The sequence below is a fragment of the Streptomyces sp. NPDC033177 genome, from assembly GCF_055577715.1.
The window spans coordinates 82,637-97,793 of record NZ_JBVIPS010000004.1 but is presented as its reverse complement, the minus strand read 5'-3'; the positions used below and the strand labels follow the sequence as shown (position 1 = coordinate 97,793).

Below are 15,157 nucleotides of genomic sequence, written 5' to 3'. Positions count from 1 at the left end.
CCACCGGCAGCGCGTGCCCTCGACGGTCAACGCGCCGCAGCGATTCGATCTCTTGCACGACCGACCCGAAGGACGCCGCCATTCGGCCGCTACGCCGGAGTCACCGGCCCGGGACGTCACCGCATCGCCGCGTCATCCTCACCACCCGGGCCACCCGAAGTCACCCGCCCCGAAGTCGCCTTCACCCGCCCGCAGATGGACAACTACTGTGTCTCCTGCCCGGCCCAGACCACCGACCGGCTGCTGATCCGTCAGGCCGCCACCGTTGCACAACTCCGCGCCGTACCAGCCGAGATGGAGCCTGCCATCCCCTGCCGCCGACCGCCGTGCAGCCCCGTATCCCCCACACCTTGAGGAGCCCCCGCATGGACCAGCACCAGATCCTCGTCCTGGACGCCACCGGCAGCGACCGGCACGCGGAAGACGCCGAGTTGCGCTCGCGCGGCCCGGCCGCCCGCGTCGACGTCCTGGGGGTCGAGGCATGGGCCGTGACCGACCCGGCCCTGCTCAAACAGCTCCTCACCGATCCGCGCGTCTCCAAGGATCCCCGGCAGCACTGGCCGCTGTTCCCCGACAAGGTGCTCGGCACCTGGCCGCTCGCGCTGTGGGTGGCCGTCGACAACATGTTCACCGCCTTCGGAGGCGACCACCGGCGCCTGCGGCGTCTGGTCAGCCCGGCCTTCACCGCGCGCCGCATCGCCGCCCTGCAGCCGCGTATCGAGGAGATATCCCACGCTCTGCTCGACGAGTTCGCCACCGTCCCCGCCGGAGAACCCACCGATCTGCGCGACCGTTTCGCCTATCCGCTTCCCATCCGGGTCATCAGCGAACTCATGGGGCTTCCCGAGCACTCGCAGCCGGACTTCCGCCGTACCGTCGACGGAGTCTTCGACACCACGCTCAGCCCTGATCAGGCCGCCGAGAACACCAAGGAGCTGTACGCGATCCTGGCCGACATGGTCGCGGCCAAGCGTGCCGAGCCCGGCGAGGACATGACCTCCGTACTCATCGCCACCCGCGACGACACCGAGGAAGGCGACGGTTCCGCGCTGACCGAGCAGGAACTCCTCGACACTCTCCTCCTCGTGATCAGCGCAGGTTACGAGACCACCGTCAACCTCCTTGACCAGGCCATCGCCGCGCTGCTCAGCCACCCCGAACAGCTCGCGCTGATCCGCGAGGGCAAGAGCACATGGACGGACGTCGTCGAGGAGACGCTGCGCTATGAGGCGCCCGTCGCCCACCTGCCCATGCGGTTCGCCGTCGAGGACATCTCGCTGGAGCAGGGCCTCACGATCCGTCAGGGCGAGGCCATCCTCGCCTCCTACGCGGCGGCAGGGCGTCACCCCGACCTCCACGGTCCGAGCGCCGACACCTTCGACCTGACCCGGGTCAGCAAGAACCACCTCGCCTTCGGCCATGGCGTCCACGTCTGCCTCGGTGCCGCCCTGGCGCGGATGGAGGCCGAGACCGCGCTGCGGGCGCTGTTCACCCGCTACCCGGATCTCGCCCTGGCCGCCCCCGCGTCCACACTGCGCCCCGGGGAGTCGTTCATCTCCAACGGCCACCAGGAGCTGCCGGTCATCCTCCGCCCCGACAACGGGAACTGACGAACGATTCCCCTCGGGTTCGGCATTTGGGGGAATGGGCGTGTCCGGAGTCCGATCAGGGCGTTGACCAGCGCAGGCGCCAAAGAAGCGGGGTGCTCCGGCCGCGCGATGTCTGTTGAGGCTGGCTTGGCGCCTCTTGTTTGATCGAACCCAAGGAGAAAGAAGTATGTCTGCCATGAAGAAGACGATGAGCGTGGTGCTGGCCACCGGTGGCCTCGTGATGGGCGCTGCTGGTCTGGCATCCGCTGACGCCGGTGCCCAGGGTGCTGCCGTGGGTTCGCCGGGCGTGCTCTCGGGCAACCAGGCTCAGGTCCCGGTCCACATCCCGGTCAACGTGTGCGGCAACACCGTCGACGTCATCGGCCTGCTCAACCCGGCGTTCGGCAACACCTGCGTCAACCGCTGACCAGCCGCGTAACACCGTGAGAGCCCTCGGCTCGACACGGCCCGAGCGAGCGTGCCACCGACCCTCCTTTTCGGTGGCACGCTCGCTTGTTGTCGGCTTGCTCTCCCACGCCCGCTCAGCCGACGTTGATCGAAGTGACCTCGTACACGGCGGCGGAACTCATGGACAGTCCGCGGCATGTGAGCTGGCAGGGTGGTGTGCGGTGGGAGTGGACCTCGACGTCGATGGTCGTCGGGTGGGGTGGGCGGCCGGTGAAGCGGATGCGCCAGTGGTTGTCTTCGCGGGCCGTGTCGACGACCTCGTAGTCGTGGCGGCCGGCCGGACCGAAGCGTTCGAGTACGGCCGAGAGAGCAGCCTGCTGCGGCGGGAAGAGGTCCGTGTAGCCGCGCAGGTGCCGCGCGTTGATGCGGTCGGCCAAGTGCTCCTCGATCACCGCCACGGATGAGGCGGCGTCGAGATTGCCGTAGTAGACGCCATCGGGAGCGACGACGACGTTGGCCGCGAATCTGTCGCCGCCGACGTGGGTGCATTCCCACACCAGGTTCGGCCACCGCTCGACGAGAGCACCTCCCACCGGGCGGCCGCGTACGGCGCAGCAGGTGTCGTGCTGGCCGTGGGCGCAGACGAGGACGACGGGTGGGCAGCCGAGTTCCCCCGGGGTGTTGAGCACATCGGCGATGTCCGACAGGTCCTGGTCGACACTCCATGTGCCCCATCTCTGGCGGTGAGCACCGGAGTTGTCGTGGCGTAGCACGGCCCATCGTTTCGGGCCGTCGTGGTTGCGGCGTCCGGGCCGCCTGATGAGCAGTACGCGTGCCCGCACCGCTTGGGCGGCGGAGAACACGTGTTTCTTGGTGGAAGGATCGAGGTCGAGGCCGTCGAACCCGTTGGGGGGCCAACCGCCCCGGTATTCGATGAGGACCCAGACGGAACCGTACGGCGCTGTGCCCGCCAGGGAGTCGGCGCGTTGTCGCGCGGCGTCAGCGCAGAAGAAGCGTTCTGCCGCTGTCACCGGGGCCACGTCACTGTTCCGCGGGCACCAGTACGCCCGCGCGCAGCAGTCTCTCGACGAGTTCGACGCCGAGATCGGCGGCGGTGCGGACCTCGCCGTCGAGCATGCGGGCCACCGACGGCAGATCGGTTTCCGGGAAGTCCAGCCAGCCCACGCGCGTGGCCAGGCGCCGGCCCTCGAGCCGCGCTTCCAGCTCCCCGCGAAGCCTCACGCGTGAGAGGGGTTCAAGGCCGTCGACGGCCTTGAGCTGGGCCAGCGGCCCCAGTGCCGCGGGTCGTCCATGGCCCCGACGGGTGCGGTGGAACAGCGGAGTGGGATCGGCCTGGGTGATGGCGGCGACCAGGCGTTCGCGGACGAGGTCGATCTCGCCGTCGGGCCCGTTCACGCCCAGGGGCAAGGTGCCGCGCATGTGGGGGTCGTCGCGCAGCACCGCCAGTGCGGCCTGGGCGAGCTGTTCGGCCAGGGCGTGACGCGTCCAGCTGTGGATTCCCAGCGTCAGGTGGATGGAGACCTCACCCTGTGCCTGGGCGGCGTGCAGCCAGCCCCGCGGCAGGTAGAGGACGTCACCGGGCTCCAGAACGGTGTCGATGCAGGGCTCGCTCTTCGCCGCCTCGGCGACGGCCCGGCGGCGGTCGGTCCAGGGCTGATCGCGCAGGGGGTCAGGATGGACCGGCTCGCGGACCAGCCAGCGCTTGGTGCCCTCGATCTGCAGGACGAACACGTCGTGTACGTCGTAGTGGTCGTCGAATCCGCGGTTCTGCGGCGGAGTGACGTAGGCGTTGGCCTGCACCGGATGGCCCAGCTCCGTGCTCAGCCGTGCGCTGAAGTCCGCGACCGGCCCCCATGTGCGCTGCAGCGCTTGCAGGACAAGAGTGGCTCCGTCGGCGAACATGCGCCACAGAGCGGTGTCGTCCAGCTGGTCCCCGATGGTGGCACCCACACCGGCGGGCGAGGTGAAGGACGACTCAGGGAGCGTGGCGCCGTCCTTGGCGACGCGGAGAAAGGGCGTACGCAGTCCGCGACGCGAGGTCAGTTCGTCCACGGCCTCGGCGGAGAACAGATCGGAGAAGTCGCTCGCACGGCGTGTGAGCAGCGCGGTGCGCGCCCAGACGTCGCGGGCGAACTGGTCCTGACTCAGGCCGGTCAGCCGTGTCTCCACGAGTGTCTCCAGGGGTGGCTTCAGGACGCCGACGCCTGCTGTGGCGTCGCCGTCCTGAAGCTCGCTCGCGGGGATGCTCAAGAGCCGCCGGCTCCGCCGTCGGCACCTCCGTCATGAACGCCCGGCGTGCCCGAGGCGCCACCGTCCGCGGGACCCTCGGCCCCACCGTCGTGAACGCCCGGCGTACCCGCCGCACCACCGTCCGCAGGGCCCTCGGCCCCACCGTCAGCGCCACCGTCGTGGACGCCCGGCGTACCCGCCGCACCACCGTCCGCGGGACCCTCGGCCCCACCGTCGGCGCCACCGTCGTGGACGCCCGGCGTACCCGCCGCACCGCCGTCGGCGGGACCCTCGTCCTGGTTCGGATCCTGCTCGGGGTTGGTCATCGTTCCTCCTGAGAATCGAACGGCTGGGATCGGGCACACCCTCGAGAGCCCTCTCTGCTTTCACCAAGCTCGCTCACGCAATTCCGGTCGGCAACCTGAAGGAATGGCGGGACGGCCGGTTGGCGGGCCCGGCACAGCACCGAACTCCGGGCCATGATTGCCACGTGGCGACGGACAAGAAGGCGACGGACAAGAAGCAGTACACCGATGACGGTCATTTCATCGTCATCAAGGGACGTCGCTGGCGGGCCACCGACCCTCATCTGCCCGCCGACGTCGAGAAGCACCTGACGCACCACCTCATGGCTGCCCGCAGGGCTGTCGCCGCCGCAGGCGAGGACGAGGAGGCACGGAAAGCGGCCCGAGCCCGCGTGCAGCTCGCCAAGACAGGGCTCGGGGAACGCGGCACCGCCTGGTGGGAGCAGACCCCCGCCGAACGGCGTGAGCGCTGGGAGGACTGCCTGCGCCGACTGGAGGCCGACGGCGATTCCTGACGCGTGCCACGCGGACGCCCTCCCCTCGTTCCTGTGCGTGTTAGGGGCGGCTTTCCACCCTCCGGTCACCGTGGATCAGCGTGCGGACCCTCTCACCGGCGAGCATGTCGTGCGGGAAGCCGAGTGCGATCGCGCTCACCTCGTCGAGGCGGTCCAGCTGGGCGGCGGTGAAGTCGACTTCCAGGGCGCCCAGGTTGTCCTCCAGCTGCGCAGGGGTGCGGGCGCCGATGATCGGCGCTGTCACGCCCGGGTTCCGCAGGGTCCAGGCAAGGCCGACCTGGGCGGGTGTGCGGCCAAGGTCCGTGGCGATCTCCTTGACGACGTCCACGATGGCGTAGGTCCGCTCGGTGAGCGCGCCACTCGCGACGGTGAGGCTCTTGCGGGTGCCGTCGCCGGACGCGATGTCCGTCGCGGTCCGGTCGTCACGGCCGTACTTGCCGGTGAGTACCCCACCGGCCAGCGGTGACCACGGGATCACTCCCAACCCCATCTCGCGTGCCATGGGGATCAGGTCGCGCTCCCCGGTGCGCTCGATCAGGTTGTACTCGATCTGCAACGCGACCAGCGGTGACCAGCCCCGCAGATCGGCGACCGCCTGCATGCGCGATACCTGCCAGGCCGGGGTGTTGGAGATGGCCACGTACAGGACCTTGCCCTGCCGGACCAGGTCGTCCATGCCGCGCAGGACCTCCTCGACCTGCGTCGTGACATCCCACAGGTGCAGATAGAGCACGTCGATGTAGTGGGTATTCAGCTGTCGCAGACTGGATTCCACCGAGGCGAACAGATTCTTGCGGTGGCTGCCCCCGGAATTGGGATCGCCGGGACGGCGCAGCGTCGAGTATTTCGTCGCAAGGACCAGGCTTTCGCGATGGTCGCGGGTGAATTCGCCGAGGAGGCGTTCGGAGCTGCCATTGGTGTAGGTGTCGGCGGTGTCGATGAAGTTGCCGCCTCGCTCGACGTAGAGGTCGAACAGTTTGCGCGCCTCGTCCGGCTCGGCGCCCCAGCCCCACTCGGTACCGAAGGTCGCCGCGCCGAGCGCCAGCGGCGAGACCCGCAAGCCTGAGCGGCCGAGGAGCCGGTAGGTGTCGAGGGTGAGCGACATGATGTCCTCCTGTGCTTGTGATCCGTAACGGAAAACAAGCCTGTGACCGTCGCGAGCCAGGGGTAAGGGACGAAGATTCCTGGGAACGGCGGTCCCACCCTGGAACAGCGGTCCTTCCCTGGCGGTTGCATCGAGCATGACGACCCGCGACATGGACGCGACACAAGAGCTGGCCGCGTTCCTGCGGACCCGGCGCGAACGCCTGGACCCCGCCGATTTCGGCCTGCCCTCGCGTCGGCAGGCGCGTCGGACGCCGGGACTGCGCCGCGAGGAGGTCGCCGAACTGGCCGGGGTGAGCGTCGACTACGTCGTGCGGCTGGAGCAGGGACGCGGGCTGCGGCCCTCGGTGGACGTGGTGGAGGCGCTGTCCCGGGCGCTTCGTCTGGCCCCCGACGAACGCGGTTACCTCTTCGACCTGACCCGACAGCGTCGCCGCGACACCGACAAGCCCACCACCGCTGCCGCACCGTCGCTGGCCCGGCTGGTCGCCGACCTGTCGCCGCTTCCGGCCATGGTGATGAACCGCCGCTACGACATCCTGGCCTGGAACGCCGAAATGGCCCGGCTGCTGCTGGATTTCGACACCCTGCCGCCGGAGCGGCGCAATGCGATGTGGCTGTGCCTGTTGCGTCCGGAGATGCGGGAGTTCTACGTCGACCGTGAACGCGTCGTACGGGAGGCGATCGCGCATCTGCGCACTGCGTGGGCCGCACATCCGGAGGACCAGGTGCTGGCCGACCTCATCGCCGAGTGCATCGCTCGCGACGAGGAATTCGCGCGATTGTGGGCCCATCGAGACGTCAAGGTCAACGGCCGCGGACGCAAGGTGATGCGGCATCCCGTCGTCGGCGAGATCGCCGTGCAATTCGAGACGCTGCTGCCGCTCCAGGACCCGGACCAGCAGTTGGTGATCTACCGCGCCGCGGACGAGGAGAGCCGGTTGGCGCTGGACCGGGTCGCTGCACGCGGGAGCAGGGAGAGCTGAGGCCTGGGTTGAGACCAGGCCTCAGCTCGATCCCTGTAAGCAGCTTCCGCCTTCGGGCGACCGCCCCTTCAGGAGGCTGCCCTTCAGGCAGCCTCCCCTTCAGACAGCTCACGTCACCCCGAGGGCTCGTCCGGCACCGGCTCTTCCGCGTGGCTCTCCAGGGCCCGGGACTCGCCGCGCCTGGCGGTGCCTCCCTCGTTCGTGTCAGGGACGTCGGCCGCCTTGACGCTGTCGCCGCCTTCGGCCTCCTCGGCCGCCTTGCCCACGTCCAGGTCCCAGGCGTCCGGCTCGTCCGTCGCCTGCTGGTCGGGGGGATCCCGGGGTATGGGCGTGCTGCCGTCCTCGCCGGGGGAAGCCGGAATCCGATCGCTCACTGTGTCTCCTCCTTGGCCCTTCGGGTCCTGGCCCGGGCAAGTACCCGCAGACAGCGCGACGACACAACCCCGATTGGAGCACCCGCAACCGGGTAACCGGGAGTCACTTGGACGCCTCCGCAGTGTCACATGGTGGGAGAACCATGAGCCAGCGCACAGAGGGTCAGGCGACAGCGCCCGTGGAGTCGGAGCCGGGCCCGCCCGCACTGGACACTTCACGTACCGCCCGTGCCCTGGCGGACCACCGCGGCCATGCCCTGCGGTGGCTGGGGATCGGCGTCGTGGTGACAGCCGTGTGCGTTGTCGCGGCCTGGATGGGCGCGACCCGGGGCATCGAGTGGATCGAAGGCGTGGGCAGTCGTCTGGCCGCCGGCGGGGTCGTATGTACCTGCCTGGGGGCGAGTGGCCTGTACGCCAACGCCCGGATGCGGCGGATCCTGCAGGCAGGCCCGTGGCTCTCCCGGCGGGCCCATCAGTTCCCGCCCAGCCGCTGGAAGGGTGCCGGGATCGTTCTGCGTGAATCGTCCGGTGAGTTGTGTCCGCTCATCGTCCTCGCGACCCGTCACCGGGCCAGGTACGTCGTCGCGGAGCAGGACGACTCGGTGTGGTGGTGCCCGGGTCCCGGTGGCCGCGGCGTCCTCGTCCGTCCCGACGGGGACGATCTGCTGTACGCCCGGCCGCCGTTCACCTCCTGGGGCCGCAGAACTCGTATCGAGGACGCGAAGAAGGCGGGACTCGGCGCGTAGCCGCGCCGTAATCCGGCGCCGCGTGGGCACAGGGCATCAAGCTGCACCTGCTCCCCACCTCCGCCTGCCTGAAGGTGACTTGGCGGGGTACGGGAGGATGTATGCAGCGAAATCTCTTCGATCCCGAGAATCTCATCCAACCCGCGTCGGCCCCCGGGCTCACGCAGGACAACGCCATGGCGGTGCGCTACGCCGTCAAGGGCGAGGCACGAGCTCGGCAGGGGACGATGGTCGCCTGGCGGGGCTCGCTGGAGTTCGAGCGGCAGGGTCAGGGCGTGGGCAACTTCCTCAAGCGCGCGGTGACCGGTGAGGGCCTGGCCCTGATGACGGTCAGCGGTGAGGGCGAGGCGTGGTTCGCTTCCGACGCGGCGCACTGCTTCCTCGTCGACGTGGACGAGAACCGCGGCCTTACGGTCAACGGCAAGAACGTCTTGTGCTTCGATGCCTCGCTGAACTACGACATCACCACCGTCAAGGGTGCGGGAATGGCAGGTGGCGGGCTGTTCAACTGCACGTTCACCGGTACCGGCCGCCTGGCATTGACCAGTGCGGGCATCCCCCTTGTACTGCCTGTCACCCCGGACGCGCCCGTCTACGTGGACACCGACGCCGTCGTCGCCTGGAGCCCCCCGCTGCGCGCGTCGCTGCACCGTTCCCAGAGCGTCGGCTCGATGGTCAAGGGCGGCTCAGGCGAGGCCGTGCAGTTGAAGCTGGAGGGGGAAGGCATCGCGGTAATCAACCCCGGCGAACCCAAGCCGGCCCCGCCGTCCTGATGTTCTGCGAGGGGGGCGCGTCAAAGGGGCGGCCCCCTCGCCACGCCGTCAGGCGACCCGTCGCGCCAGCACCTGCCCCGGCCAGGACCCGGACAACCCGGACAGGAAGCGCTCCGTGGGAGTAAAGCCGTTGCGTTCATAGAAGGCGACCAACTCGCCACCGCCGCCCGCCCAGCAGTCGACCCGCAACAGCTCCACTCCCGCCCGCCGAGTCTCCTGCGCGGCATGGGCCAACAGCACCGCCCCGATGCCCAGGCCGGCATGCCGACGGTCGGAGACCAGCAGCCGGACGTACCGCTCGGGCTCCTCGGCCGGCGTGATCGGCATCTGAGCGCTCGGCCCGGAGTCCAGCACCATGGCTCCGACAGGTGTGCCGTCCAGTTCCGCGACGTAGGGGGTGTTCTCGGTCAGGTACTGCTCGACCCGCGCCACCCCGCCAGGCTTCCGTGAGTACGGCGTCGTGCCCCACTGCTCGGTGTTGCCGCGCTCGTTCATCCAGCCCACCGCGGAGTCGAGCATGTGCAGTACCGCCCGGGAGTCGGCCAGGTCGCCCGGTCTGATCCGTATGCCATGCGTGGTCTCGTTCACGCCGGAAGCCTAGCCAGCGGCACTCTTGTGCCGGGAGCCGAGACGATGCCCGGATCTTCGTGGCTTCTGCCCATACGGAGGTTCGCCGGGCCTCGTAGAGACTGCCGGGCAAGAGGAGAGCCGCGGCTTGTCCCTGCGACGGGGCTCCGCGTCCAAGGGCATACCCACGGAGGACCGCACCATGAGCGCGCAGCAGCAGTACGACGAGATCGGTGAGGCGTACGAAGGGTTCAAGGCCTTGCCGCTTGAGCAATATGCCGTAGTGCCCAGCTTCCTGGCGATGGTCGGTGAGGTGCGGGGCAAGGCGGTTCTCGACCTGGCTTCCGGCACCGGCTTCTACAGCAGGGAGCTCAAGCGGCGCGGTGCCACCGATGTCCTCGGCATCGACATCTCCGGTGAAATGGTCTCCGTGGCTCGGCAGTTGGAGGAGCGCGATCCGCTGGGGGTGCGCTACGAGGTCGGTGACGTGGCCGAACTGCGGCCGGCCGGCCGTCGCTTCGACATCGCGCTGGCCGTCCAGTTGCTCAACTACGCCTCGGACATCGCCACGACGGAACGCATGTGCCGCAACATCCACCGGAGCATGAAACCGGGCGGCGAACTGTTCCTGCTCAACCAGTCACCCGACTTCCGCTTCGACGGGCCGGGCCCCGACAAGTACGGCTTCCGCACCGAACTCACCGGCGAGGAAGTGGAGACGGGGCGGCAGGTGCGGACCACGGCGCTGCTCGAACCGGAACCGGTCTCGTTCGTCGCCAACCTGCCGCGTCGCGAGGTCTACGAGAAGTGCCTGCGGGCAGCCGGCTTCAGCGACCTGGCCTGGGTGTCACTGACGGTCACGGAAGCCGGCGTGCGTGAATTCGGCGCGGACTACTGGGCGGACTTCCACGCCAACCCTCCGCTGGAGATGCTGCGCTGCCGCGCCTGACGGCCGGAGACCTGACGGCCTGGGCGACGGTTCAGGCCACGAGCAGGCGCAGGCCGAGTTCCGCCGCGTCGAGGGCGACGAGGTCACGGTTGCGGTCGGCCCACCGGCCTGAGGAGAGGTCCTCCCGGAGACTGTCGACAGCCCGCCGCTCGGCCTCCGGACCGACGCGGGTCCATACCGACACCGCCCGGCGGACGTGCTCCTCCAGATAGGCCTCGGGCCGGCGCCAGTAGGCCTCGAAGAAGCCGTCGGCGCAGTCCCAGGGGACGAGCACCGGCTCCGCGCGACCTCCGATGGCATGAGTCAGGTCGGCCAGCGACGGCCAGTCGGAGAGGAGGCCGGCGAATTCGGGCAGGTAGTCGCGGGTGAGCCAGAACCGTTGACGCCAGCCGGTGACACTGGCGTCGTACGTGAACACCACCACACGGCGGGCCACCCGCCGCATCTCGCGCAGGCCGGCGATCGGGTCCTGCCAGTGATGCACGGTGCTGAATGCCATCGCGGCGTCGAAGGACTGGTCCTCGAACGGCAGGCTCTCCGCGGCGGCGGCCACGCACGGCGCCGCGCCCACGGGACGCTGAGCCCGCATGACCGCGGACGGTTCCACGGCGGTGACGTCACGGTCGGAGGGTTCGTACGAGCCGGTCCCGGCGCCGACGTTCAACACCGTCCGCGCGTCGCCGAGCGCCTCCCAGACCCGCGCGGCGATACGCGGCTCGGTGCGCCGCGTCGCCGGGTAGGCGGACCCGATGGTGTCGTACAGCTGGGGCCCGAACGCCTTCAACTGTTCCTCGGGTGTCGTCCTGATCCCCATGGCCCGTGCCTCCAGTTCCCCGTCGATGGCAGTCAACATGGCTGCGGCGCGATCGCGCTGTTCCAGCAGCAGGCCGCGCAGTCGGCGCAGGCGCGCGATCGCATCGGTGGCCGGGTCGTCGACCAGGTCCGCGATCTCGCGCAATCCGAAGCCCAGCCGCCGGTAGGCCAGCACCTCCCGCAGCCGCTCCACGTCGTCGGCCGAGTAGGCCCGGTAACCGGCCCCGGTCCGCGCGGACGGCCGCACGAGGCTGATCTCGTCGTAGTGATGCAGGGTGCGGACGCTCACACCGGCCAGATCCGCCACGCGCCCGACTGTCAGATGTTGTTCCACGGCACCGACCATGCAGCATGACGCCACGTGAGGGTCAAGAGCACGTCCCGCGGAAAGGGCGCGGCGACACAAAAGAGGGTGGGCCCGACCGTCCCAGGTCGGGCCCACCCTCAGGCACCTACGCCACCGCCCGTGACGTCGTGCCGCTCTGTGCCGCAATCAGGCATGTGCCGGCATCAGGCATGTGCTGCCATCAGGCTCGCGTCACCAGCGGTACCAGCGGCCCTTGCGGCCGCCGCGTGCGGCGGGCTTGAGCACGAAGCCGAGCAGCCAGACCACCAGCACGATGACCGCGATCCACCACAGCGCCTTCAGCGCGAAACCCGCACCGAAGAGAAGCAGAGCCAGAAGAAGCACCAAAATCAGGGGAACCATTGTTATCAACCTCCAGGCACTCTGGTGCTCCCAGATCTTCTCCACAAACACATAAAAGTCACCGGACGGCCGCATGATCCGATCGCGGTGATGATGTTTACCCGGCGGCTGAGCGGCCAGGCGAACTGACAGCACATGATGTCGATGCCAAGGAGCGTGAGCGGAGCATGGCCACCAACGAGAAGGCCAAGGCAAAGTTCGAGCAGGCAACCGGTGCCGCCGCGGCAGCGGCCGGACGCGCCACGGGCAACGAAAGCCTTGCCGCCAAGGGCCGCGCCCAGCAGATGAAGGGCGACGCGCGCCAGGCCAAGGAGAAGACCAAGGACATGGGCAAGCACTGACGCGCCCGGCCAGAGATCGCCGTTGGGGCGGCCCCACTACGCATGAGTAGTGGGGCCGCCCCAACGGCGTGCTGTATCAGGTAGTGCCGTGTCAGGTCAGCCGCCACAGGTGGTCGGCCGTGCCGTTGTCGTCGAACTGCACGACCTGAGCGCTGTTGGCCGTCGACATGCCGTCCACTCCGAGGACTTTGCCGCTGTGCCGGTTGCGGAGCAGGAACCAGCCGTCCCCCTGATCCTCCTTCTCCCAGCGCACATGTGGCTCTCCGTCGTCGGTGAACTGCACCGCCTTGGCCGAGTTGCCCGTCGAGGCTCCCTCGATGCCGAGCACCTTGCCGCTGTACCCGTTGCGCAGCGTGTACCGGCCCTCGCCCCGGTCGATGAGCTGCCACGCGTGGTCGCCGGTACCGGAGTTGTCGAACTGGACCACGCGCCCGCCGTCGTCCAGGGACATGTTGTCGACCGCCAGGACCTTGCCGCTGTGCCGGTTCTCGATCCGGCGGTAGGGCGGTTCAGGCGTCCAGGGGCTGCCGTCGGGGGCGGCCGTGGGGAATGAGGTGACGCGCAGGCGTGCCGCGCCCATCGGGATGAGCGTCACGTCCTCGGTCGAGCCGGTGGCACGGGCCGGGCTTCGCTGGAGGGGTGCCACCACGTGCTCGTCGTCCGCGACCCACTCCTCCAGGCGCCGGGCGCGGACCCGGATGCGTACCGGCACGCCCTCGTGCGTGAAGGGATCGCCTTTCAGCGGTCCGGGGTCGGCGGTGAAGGAGAGGTCGTCCGCCGGGTCGGGGGCAAGCGCGTAGTTCCAGGGGGTGGTCGCGTGCACCGCCTGGTGCGGGAAGTCGTCCGTGCCCGCGTACCGCTCGTACGATTCGCCGATGCGCAGGGAGTACGTCAGGGGGCCGCGGTCGATGCTGACCGCGCCGTTTCTCCAGGTGCGCACCGAGGTGCGCTGCGGCAGCCGCAGGGTGACGCGGTCACCGTCGCGCCAGGTGCGCTCCACCTCGGCGAAGGCGGGCCCGTCCCCCTCAGGTGCGCGCAGCCGACGGCCGTTGACGGCGAGTCGGGGACCTTCGCACCAGCCCGGTATGCGCAGCCGCAGCGGGAAGCGGACCGGTTTGTCCAGGCTCAGCGTGAGGGTGACGGTCTCCTTGAAGGGGTAGTCGGTGTCCTCGGTGATCGTGACGGAGGTGCCGTCGCCGACCTTCGCCGTGACCCTGCACGGCGCGTACATCGCCGCCGCCAGGCCGCGGTCCGGAGTGGCGAGCCACAGTTCCTCGGTGAAGTAGGGCCAGCCCATGCCGTAGTTGTGCGGGCAGCAGCGGTACTGGTCGACGCCTGGCTGGAAGGCCTGCATCGCGAACCCGTTCTGGAACTGCCCTTGCGTCTTGCGGGAGTTGTCGAGGTCCACGCTGTTGGCGCTGGTGACGTAGTGGATGCCCGATCCGGTGGGGTCGGTCGCCGCGGGCAGCATGTTGAAGGCCAGTTCCTCGCACAGGTCGGCCCACACCGGGTCGCCGGTGATGCGGGTGAGGAGTTCGTGGCTGGCCATGAACTCGACGGTCCCGCAGGTCTCGAAGCCCTGGCGGGGGTCGCCGAAGCCGGGGCGTGCGTTCTCGTCGCCCGCGAAGCCGCCGCCGGGGAACTGTCCGTACGTCCCGATCGCGGTCGCGTAGTTGCGGTAGGTCGCCCGGGTGTGGGATTCCTTGCCGGAGCGCAGCGCGTACTGGGCGGGTTCGCGGAAGCCCTGGGCCACATTGACGTTGTGCCAGTCGGCGATGCCGCCCGCCCAGTCCACGCCGTGGGTGTGCATCTTGTCGGCGAGGTCGAGCAGGAAGCTCTCCTGGGTGCGGTTGTAGAGCCAGAAGGCGACGTCGAGGCCGTCGCCCCAGCGCTTGGAGACCCAGCTGGAGTCGAAGGCGCCGGGTCCTTGGTCGTTCATGAAACGCATGAAGCGCAGCATGAACGGCTCGATCCGCTTGTCCCCGGTGAACTCCTCGTGCGAGCGCAGCGCCTGGAGGAGCGGCAGGTAGGGCCAGAAGTCCGGGCCGCCGTTCAGCTGGGTGCGCAGCCTTCTCGGGCCGAAGAACCCGTCCGCTTCCTGGGTGGCGATGATCGCGTCGATCCACCGGCGGCTCTCCGCCAGGGCCGCACGGTCCTGGGTGAGGGCGGCGAGATCGACGTAACCACGCAGCCAGTACGTCACTTCCTCCCATCCCGCCTTGTCGGGGTGCACCCAGCCGGAGTCGTCGAACGCGAGGAAGTGGGAGATCTCCGCGTACCGCCCGAAGAGGCCGCCGAGCAGGAGGTCGAGCTGTCCGCGCAGCCAGCCGCGCGCGGTGACACTGCCCACCGGCAGCTTCTGGAACGCGGTGGGGGCCAGCGGTGCGACGTTCGGGCCGTACAGACCGCCGCGGGCCGGGGCCGCCGCGTGTGCGGTGGGGCCGGTGGCGGCGGTCATCCCGCCTGCCGCGCCAAGAGTGATCGCGCCGGAGCTGAGGAGGAAGTGGCGTCGGCCGAGCTGCGTCATGAGTACCGTCCCGTCGTCGTCCGTGTTCGCCGGTGGCTGGCTACTGCCGCGCGCAAGGCGCCTTACAACGTTGGAAAGCCGAAGAGTGCGAGATCTCTATAACGTTGGAAACAGGGGCAGTTGGCATCTCAGCACCGTGGGGCGGTGTTGTCCAGAGGGAAGGATGAGGTCAGCCCTCGCTCCCCTGCTCCCTCACTCGCT

The 15,157-nt window shown here is 69.3% G+C and carries 17 protein-coding genes; 9 read left to right on the top strand and 8 right to left on the bottom strand.

The window, feature by feature from the left end:
* The first annotated feature begins 365 nt into the window (after positions 1-365).
* Positions 366-1,610, top strand: coding sequence for a cytochrome P450 family protein (locus ACZ5U5_RS15175; protein WP_469021149.1), 1,245 nt, complete (start codon positions 366-368; stop codon positions 1,608-1,610).
* Positions 1,611-1,785: 175 nt separating this feature from the next.
* Entirely contained in the window at positions 1,786-2,016 is a 231-nt protein-coding gene (locus ACZ5U5_RS15170; RefSeq protein WP_371750002.1) for a chaplin, read from the top strand.
* A gap of 115 nt (positions 2,017-2,131) precedes the next feature.
* On the opposite strand, the gene ACZ5U5_RS15165 is transcribed toward ACZ5U5_RS15170, so the two are convergent.
* Together ACZ5U5_RS15165 and ACZ5U5_RS15160 are read right to left on the bottom strand one after the other, a co-directional pair.
* On the bottom strand, positions 2,132-3,028 hold the full coding sequence (locus ACZ5U5_RS15165) for a sucrase ferredoxin (protein ID WP_469021146.1): 897 nt from the start codon (positions 3,026-3,028) through the stop codon (positions 2,132-2,134).
* Between the two features lie 10 nt (positions 3,029-3,038).
* Positions 3,039-4,211, bottom strand: a complete 1,173-nt coding sequence (locus ACZ5U5_RS15160; RefSeq protein ID WP_469022422.1) for a cupin domain-containing protein — start codon at positions 4,209-4,211, stop codon at positions 3,039-3,041.
* 89 nt (positions 4,212-4,300) lie between these two features.
* Here ACZ5U5_RS15160 and ACZ5U5_RS15155 point away from each other — a divergent pair, with 89 nt between their 5' ends.
* Both ACZ5U5_RS15155 and ACZ5U5_RS15150 read left to right on the top strand, forming a co-directional pair.
* Positions 4,301-4,585, top strand: coding sequence for a hypothetical protein (locus ACZ5U5_RS15155; RefSeq protein ID WP_469021143.1), 285 nt, complete (start codon positions 4,301-4,303; stop codon positions 4,583-4,585).
* A gap of 152 nt (positions 4,586-4,737) precedes the next feature.
* Positions 4,738-5,067 (top strand): hypothetical protein, encoded by a 330-nt coding sequence (locus ACZ5U5_RS15150; RefSeq protein ID WP_469021141.1) that lies wholly within the window; start codon positions 4,738-4,740, stop codon positions 5,065-5,067.
* Between the two features lie 40 nt (positions 5,068-5,107).
* Here the strand turns inward: ACZ5U5_RS15150 and ACZ5U5_RS15145 are convergent, their stop codons facing one another.
* Positions 5,108-6,172 (bottom strand): aldo/keto reductase, encoded by a 1,065-nt coding sequence (locus ACZ5U5_RS15145; RefSeq protein WP_469021139.1) that lies wholly within the window; start codon positions 6,170-6,172, stop codon positions 5,108-5,110.
* Between the two features lie 151 nt (positions 6,173-6,323).
* Here ACZ5U5_RS15145 and ACZ5U5_RS15140 point away from each other — a divergent pair, with 151 nt between their 5' ends.
* Positions 6,324-7,157 (top strand): helix-turn-helix domain-containing protein, encoded by an 834-nt coding sequence (locus ACZ5U5_RS15140; protein WP_469021136.1) that lies wholly within the window; start codon positions 6,324-6,326, stop codon positions 7,155-7,157.
* 113 nt (positions 7,158-7,270) lie between these two features.
* Here the strand turns inward: ACZ5U5_RS15140 and ACZ5U5_RS15135 are convergent, their stop codons facing one another.
* Positions 7,271-7,531, bottom strand: a complete 261-nt coding sequence (locus tag ACZ5U5_RS15135; protein WP_469021134.1) for a hypothetical protein — start codon at positions 7,529-7,531, stop codon at positions 7,271-7,273.
* A 143-nt stretch (positions 7,532-7,674) separates the two neighbouring features.
* On the opposite strand from ACZ5U5_RS15135, the gene ACZ5U5_RS15130 reads away from it, so the two are divergent.
* Positions 7,675-8,277 carry a hypothetical protein gene (locus ACZ5U5_RS15130; RefSeq protein ID WP_469021131.1) on the top strand — a complete coding sequence of 201 codons (603 nt, stop codon included), beginning with the start codon at positions 7,675-7,677 and terminating at the stop codon, positions 8,275-8,277.
* A gap of 101 nt (positions 8,278-8,378) precedes the next feature.
* Positions 8,379-9,050, top strand: coding sequence for an AIM24 family protein (locus ACZ5U5_RS15125; RefSeq protein ID WP_469021129.1), 672 nt, complete (start codon positions 8,379-8,381; stop codon positions 9,048-9,050).
* Positions 9,051-9,098: 48 nt separating this feature from the next.
* Here the strand turns inward: ACZ5U5_RS15125 and ACZ5U5_RS15120 are convergent, their stop codons facing one another.
* Entirely contained in the window at positions 9,099-9,638 is a 540-nt protein-coding gene (locus tag ACZ5U5_RS15120; protein ID WP_469021125.1) for a GNAT family N-acetyltransferase, read from the bottom strand.
* A 181-nt stretch (positions 9,639-9,819) separates the two neighbouring features.
* Between ACZ5U5_RS15120 and ACZ5U5_RS15115 the strand changes: the two genes are divergently transcribed.
* Entirely contained in the window at positions 9,820-10,566 is a 747-nt protein-coding gene (locus ACZ5U5_RS15115; RefSeq protein ID WP_469022420.1) for a class I SAM-dependent methyltransferase, read from the top strand.
* Positions 10,567-10,597: 31 nt separating this feature from the next.
* Here ACZ5U5_RS15115 and ACZ5U5_RS15110 read toward each other — a convergent pair whose 3' ends face one another.
* The gene (locus ACZ5U5_RS15110) at positions 10,598-11,686 is read right to left on the bottom strand and encodes a MerR family transcriptional regulator (protein ID WP_469021122.1); all 1,089 of its coding nucleotides are present in this window, start codon (positions 11,684-11,686) and stop codon (positions 10,598-10,600) included.
* Positions 11,687-11,917: 231 nt separating this feature from the next.
* Positions 11,918-12,088 carry a hydrophobic protein gene (locus tag ACZ5U5_RS15105; protein ID WP_451220668.1) on the bottom strand — a complete coding sequence of 57 codons (171 nt, stop codon included), beginning with the start codon at positions 12,086-12,088 and terminating at the stop codon, positions 11,918-11,920.
* A gap of 167 nt (positions 12,089-12,255) precedes the next feature.
* On the opposite strand from ACZ5U5_RS15105, the gene ACZ5U5_RS15100 reads away from it, so the two are divergent.
* Complete coding sequence (locus ACZ5U5_RS15100) at positions 12,256-12,429, top strand: CsbD family protein (RefSeq protein ID WP_363212974.1); 174 nt, start codon at positions 12,256-12,258, stop codon at positions 12,427-12,429.
* Between the two features lie 91 nt (positions 12,430-12,520).
* Here the strand turns inward: ACZ5U5_RS15100 and ACZ5U5_RS15095 are convergent, their stop codons facing one another.
* The gene (locus ACZ5U5_RS15095) at positions 12,521-14,956 is read right to left on the bottom strand and encodes an RICIN domain-containing protein (protein ID WP_469021119.1); all 2,436 of its coding nucleotides are present in this window, start codon (positions 14,954-14,956) and stop codon (positions 12,521-12,523) included.
* Positions 14,957-15,157 lie beyond the last annotated feature (201 nt).

Excerpts from the sequence above, each read along its gene's own strand:
- ACZ5U5_RS15155 (WP_469021143.1), top strand. The coding sequence starts at position 4,301 with ATGAACGCCCGGCGTGCCCGAGGCGCCACCGTCCGCGGGACCCTCGGC.
- ACZ5U5_RS15125 (WP_469021129.1), top strand. The coding sequence starts at position 8,379 with ATGCAGCGAAATCTCTTCGATCCCGAGAATCTCATCCAACCCGCGTCG.
- ACZ5U5_RS15100 (WP_363212974.1), top strand. The coding sequence starts at position 12,256 with ATGGCCACCAACGAGAAGGCCAAGGCAAAGTTCGAGCAGGCAACCGGT.
- ACZ5U5_RS15175 (WP_469021149.1), top strand. The coding sequence starts at position 366 with ATGGACCAGCACCAGATCCTCGTCCTGGACGCCACCGGCAGCGACCGG.
- ACZ5U5_RS15140 (WP_469021136.1), top strand. The coding sequence starts at position 6,324 with ATGGACGCGACACAAGAGCTGGCCGCGTTCCTGCGGACCCGGCGCGAA.
- ACZ5U5_RS15105 (WP_451220668.1), bottom strand. The coding sequence starts at position 12,088 with ATGGTTCCCCTGATTTTGGTGCTTCTTCTGGCTCTGCTTCTCTTCGGT.
- ACZ5U5_RS15145 (WP_469021139.1), bottom strand. The coding sequence starts at position 6,172 with ATGTCGCTCACCCTCGACACCTACCGGCTCCTCGGCCGCTCAGGCTTG.
- ACZ5U5_RS15170 (WP_371750002.1), top strand. The coding sequence starts at position 1,786 with ATGAAGAAGACGATGAGCGTGGTGCTGGCCACCGGTGGCCTCGTGATG.
- ACZ5U5_RS15130 (WP_469021131.1), top strand. The coding sequence starts at position 7,675 with ATGAGCCAGCGCACAGAGGGTCAGGCGACAGCGCCCGTGGAGTCGGAG.
- ACZ5U5_RS15115 (WP_469022420.1), top strand. The coding sequence starts at position 9,820 with ATGAGCGCGCAGCAGCAGTACGACGAGATCGGTGAGGCGTACGAAGGG.
- ACZ5U5_RS15095 (WP_469021119.1), bottom strand. The coding sequence starts at position 14,956 with ATGACGCAGCTCGGCCGACGCCACTTCCTCCTCAGCTCCGGCGCGATC.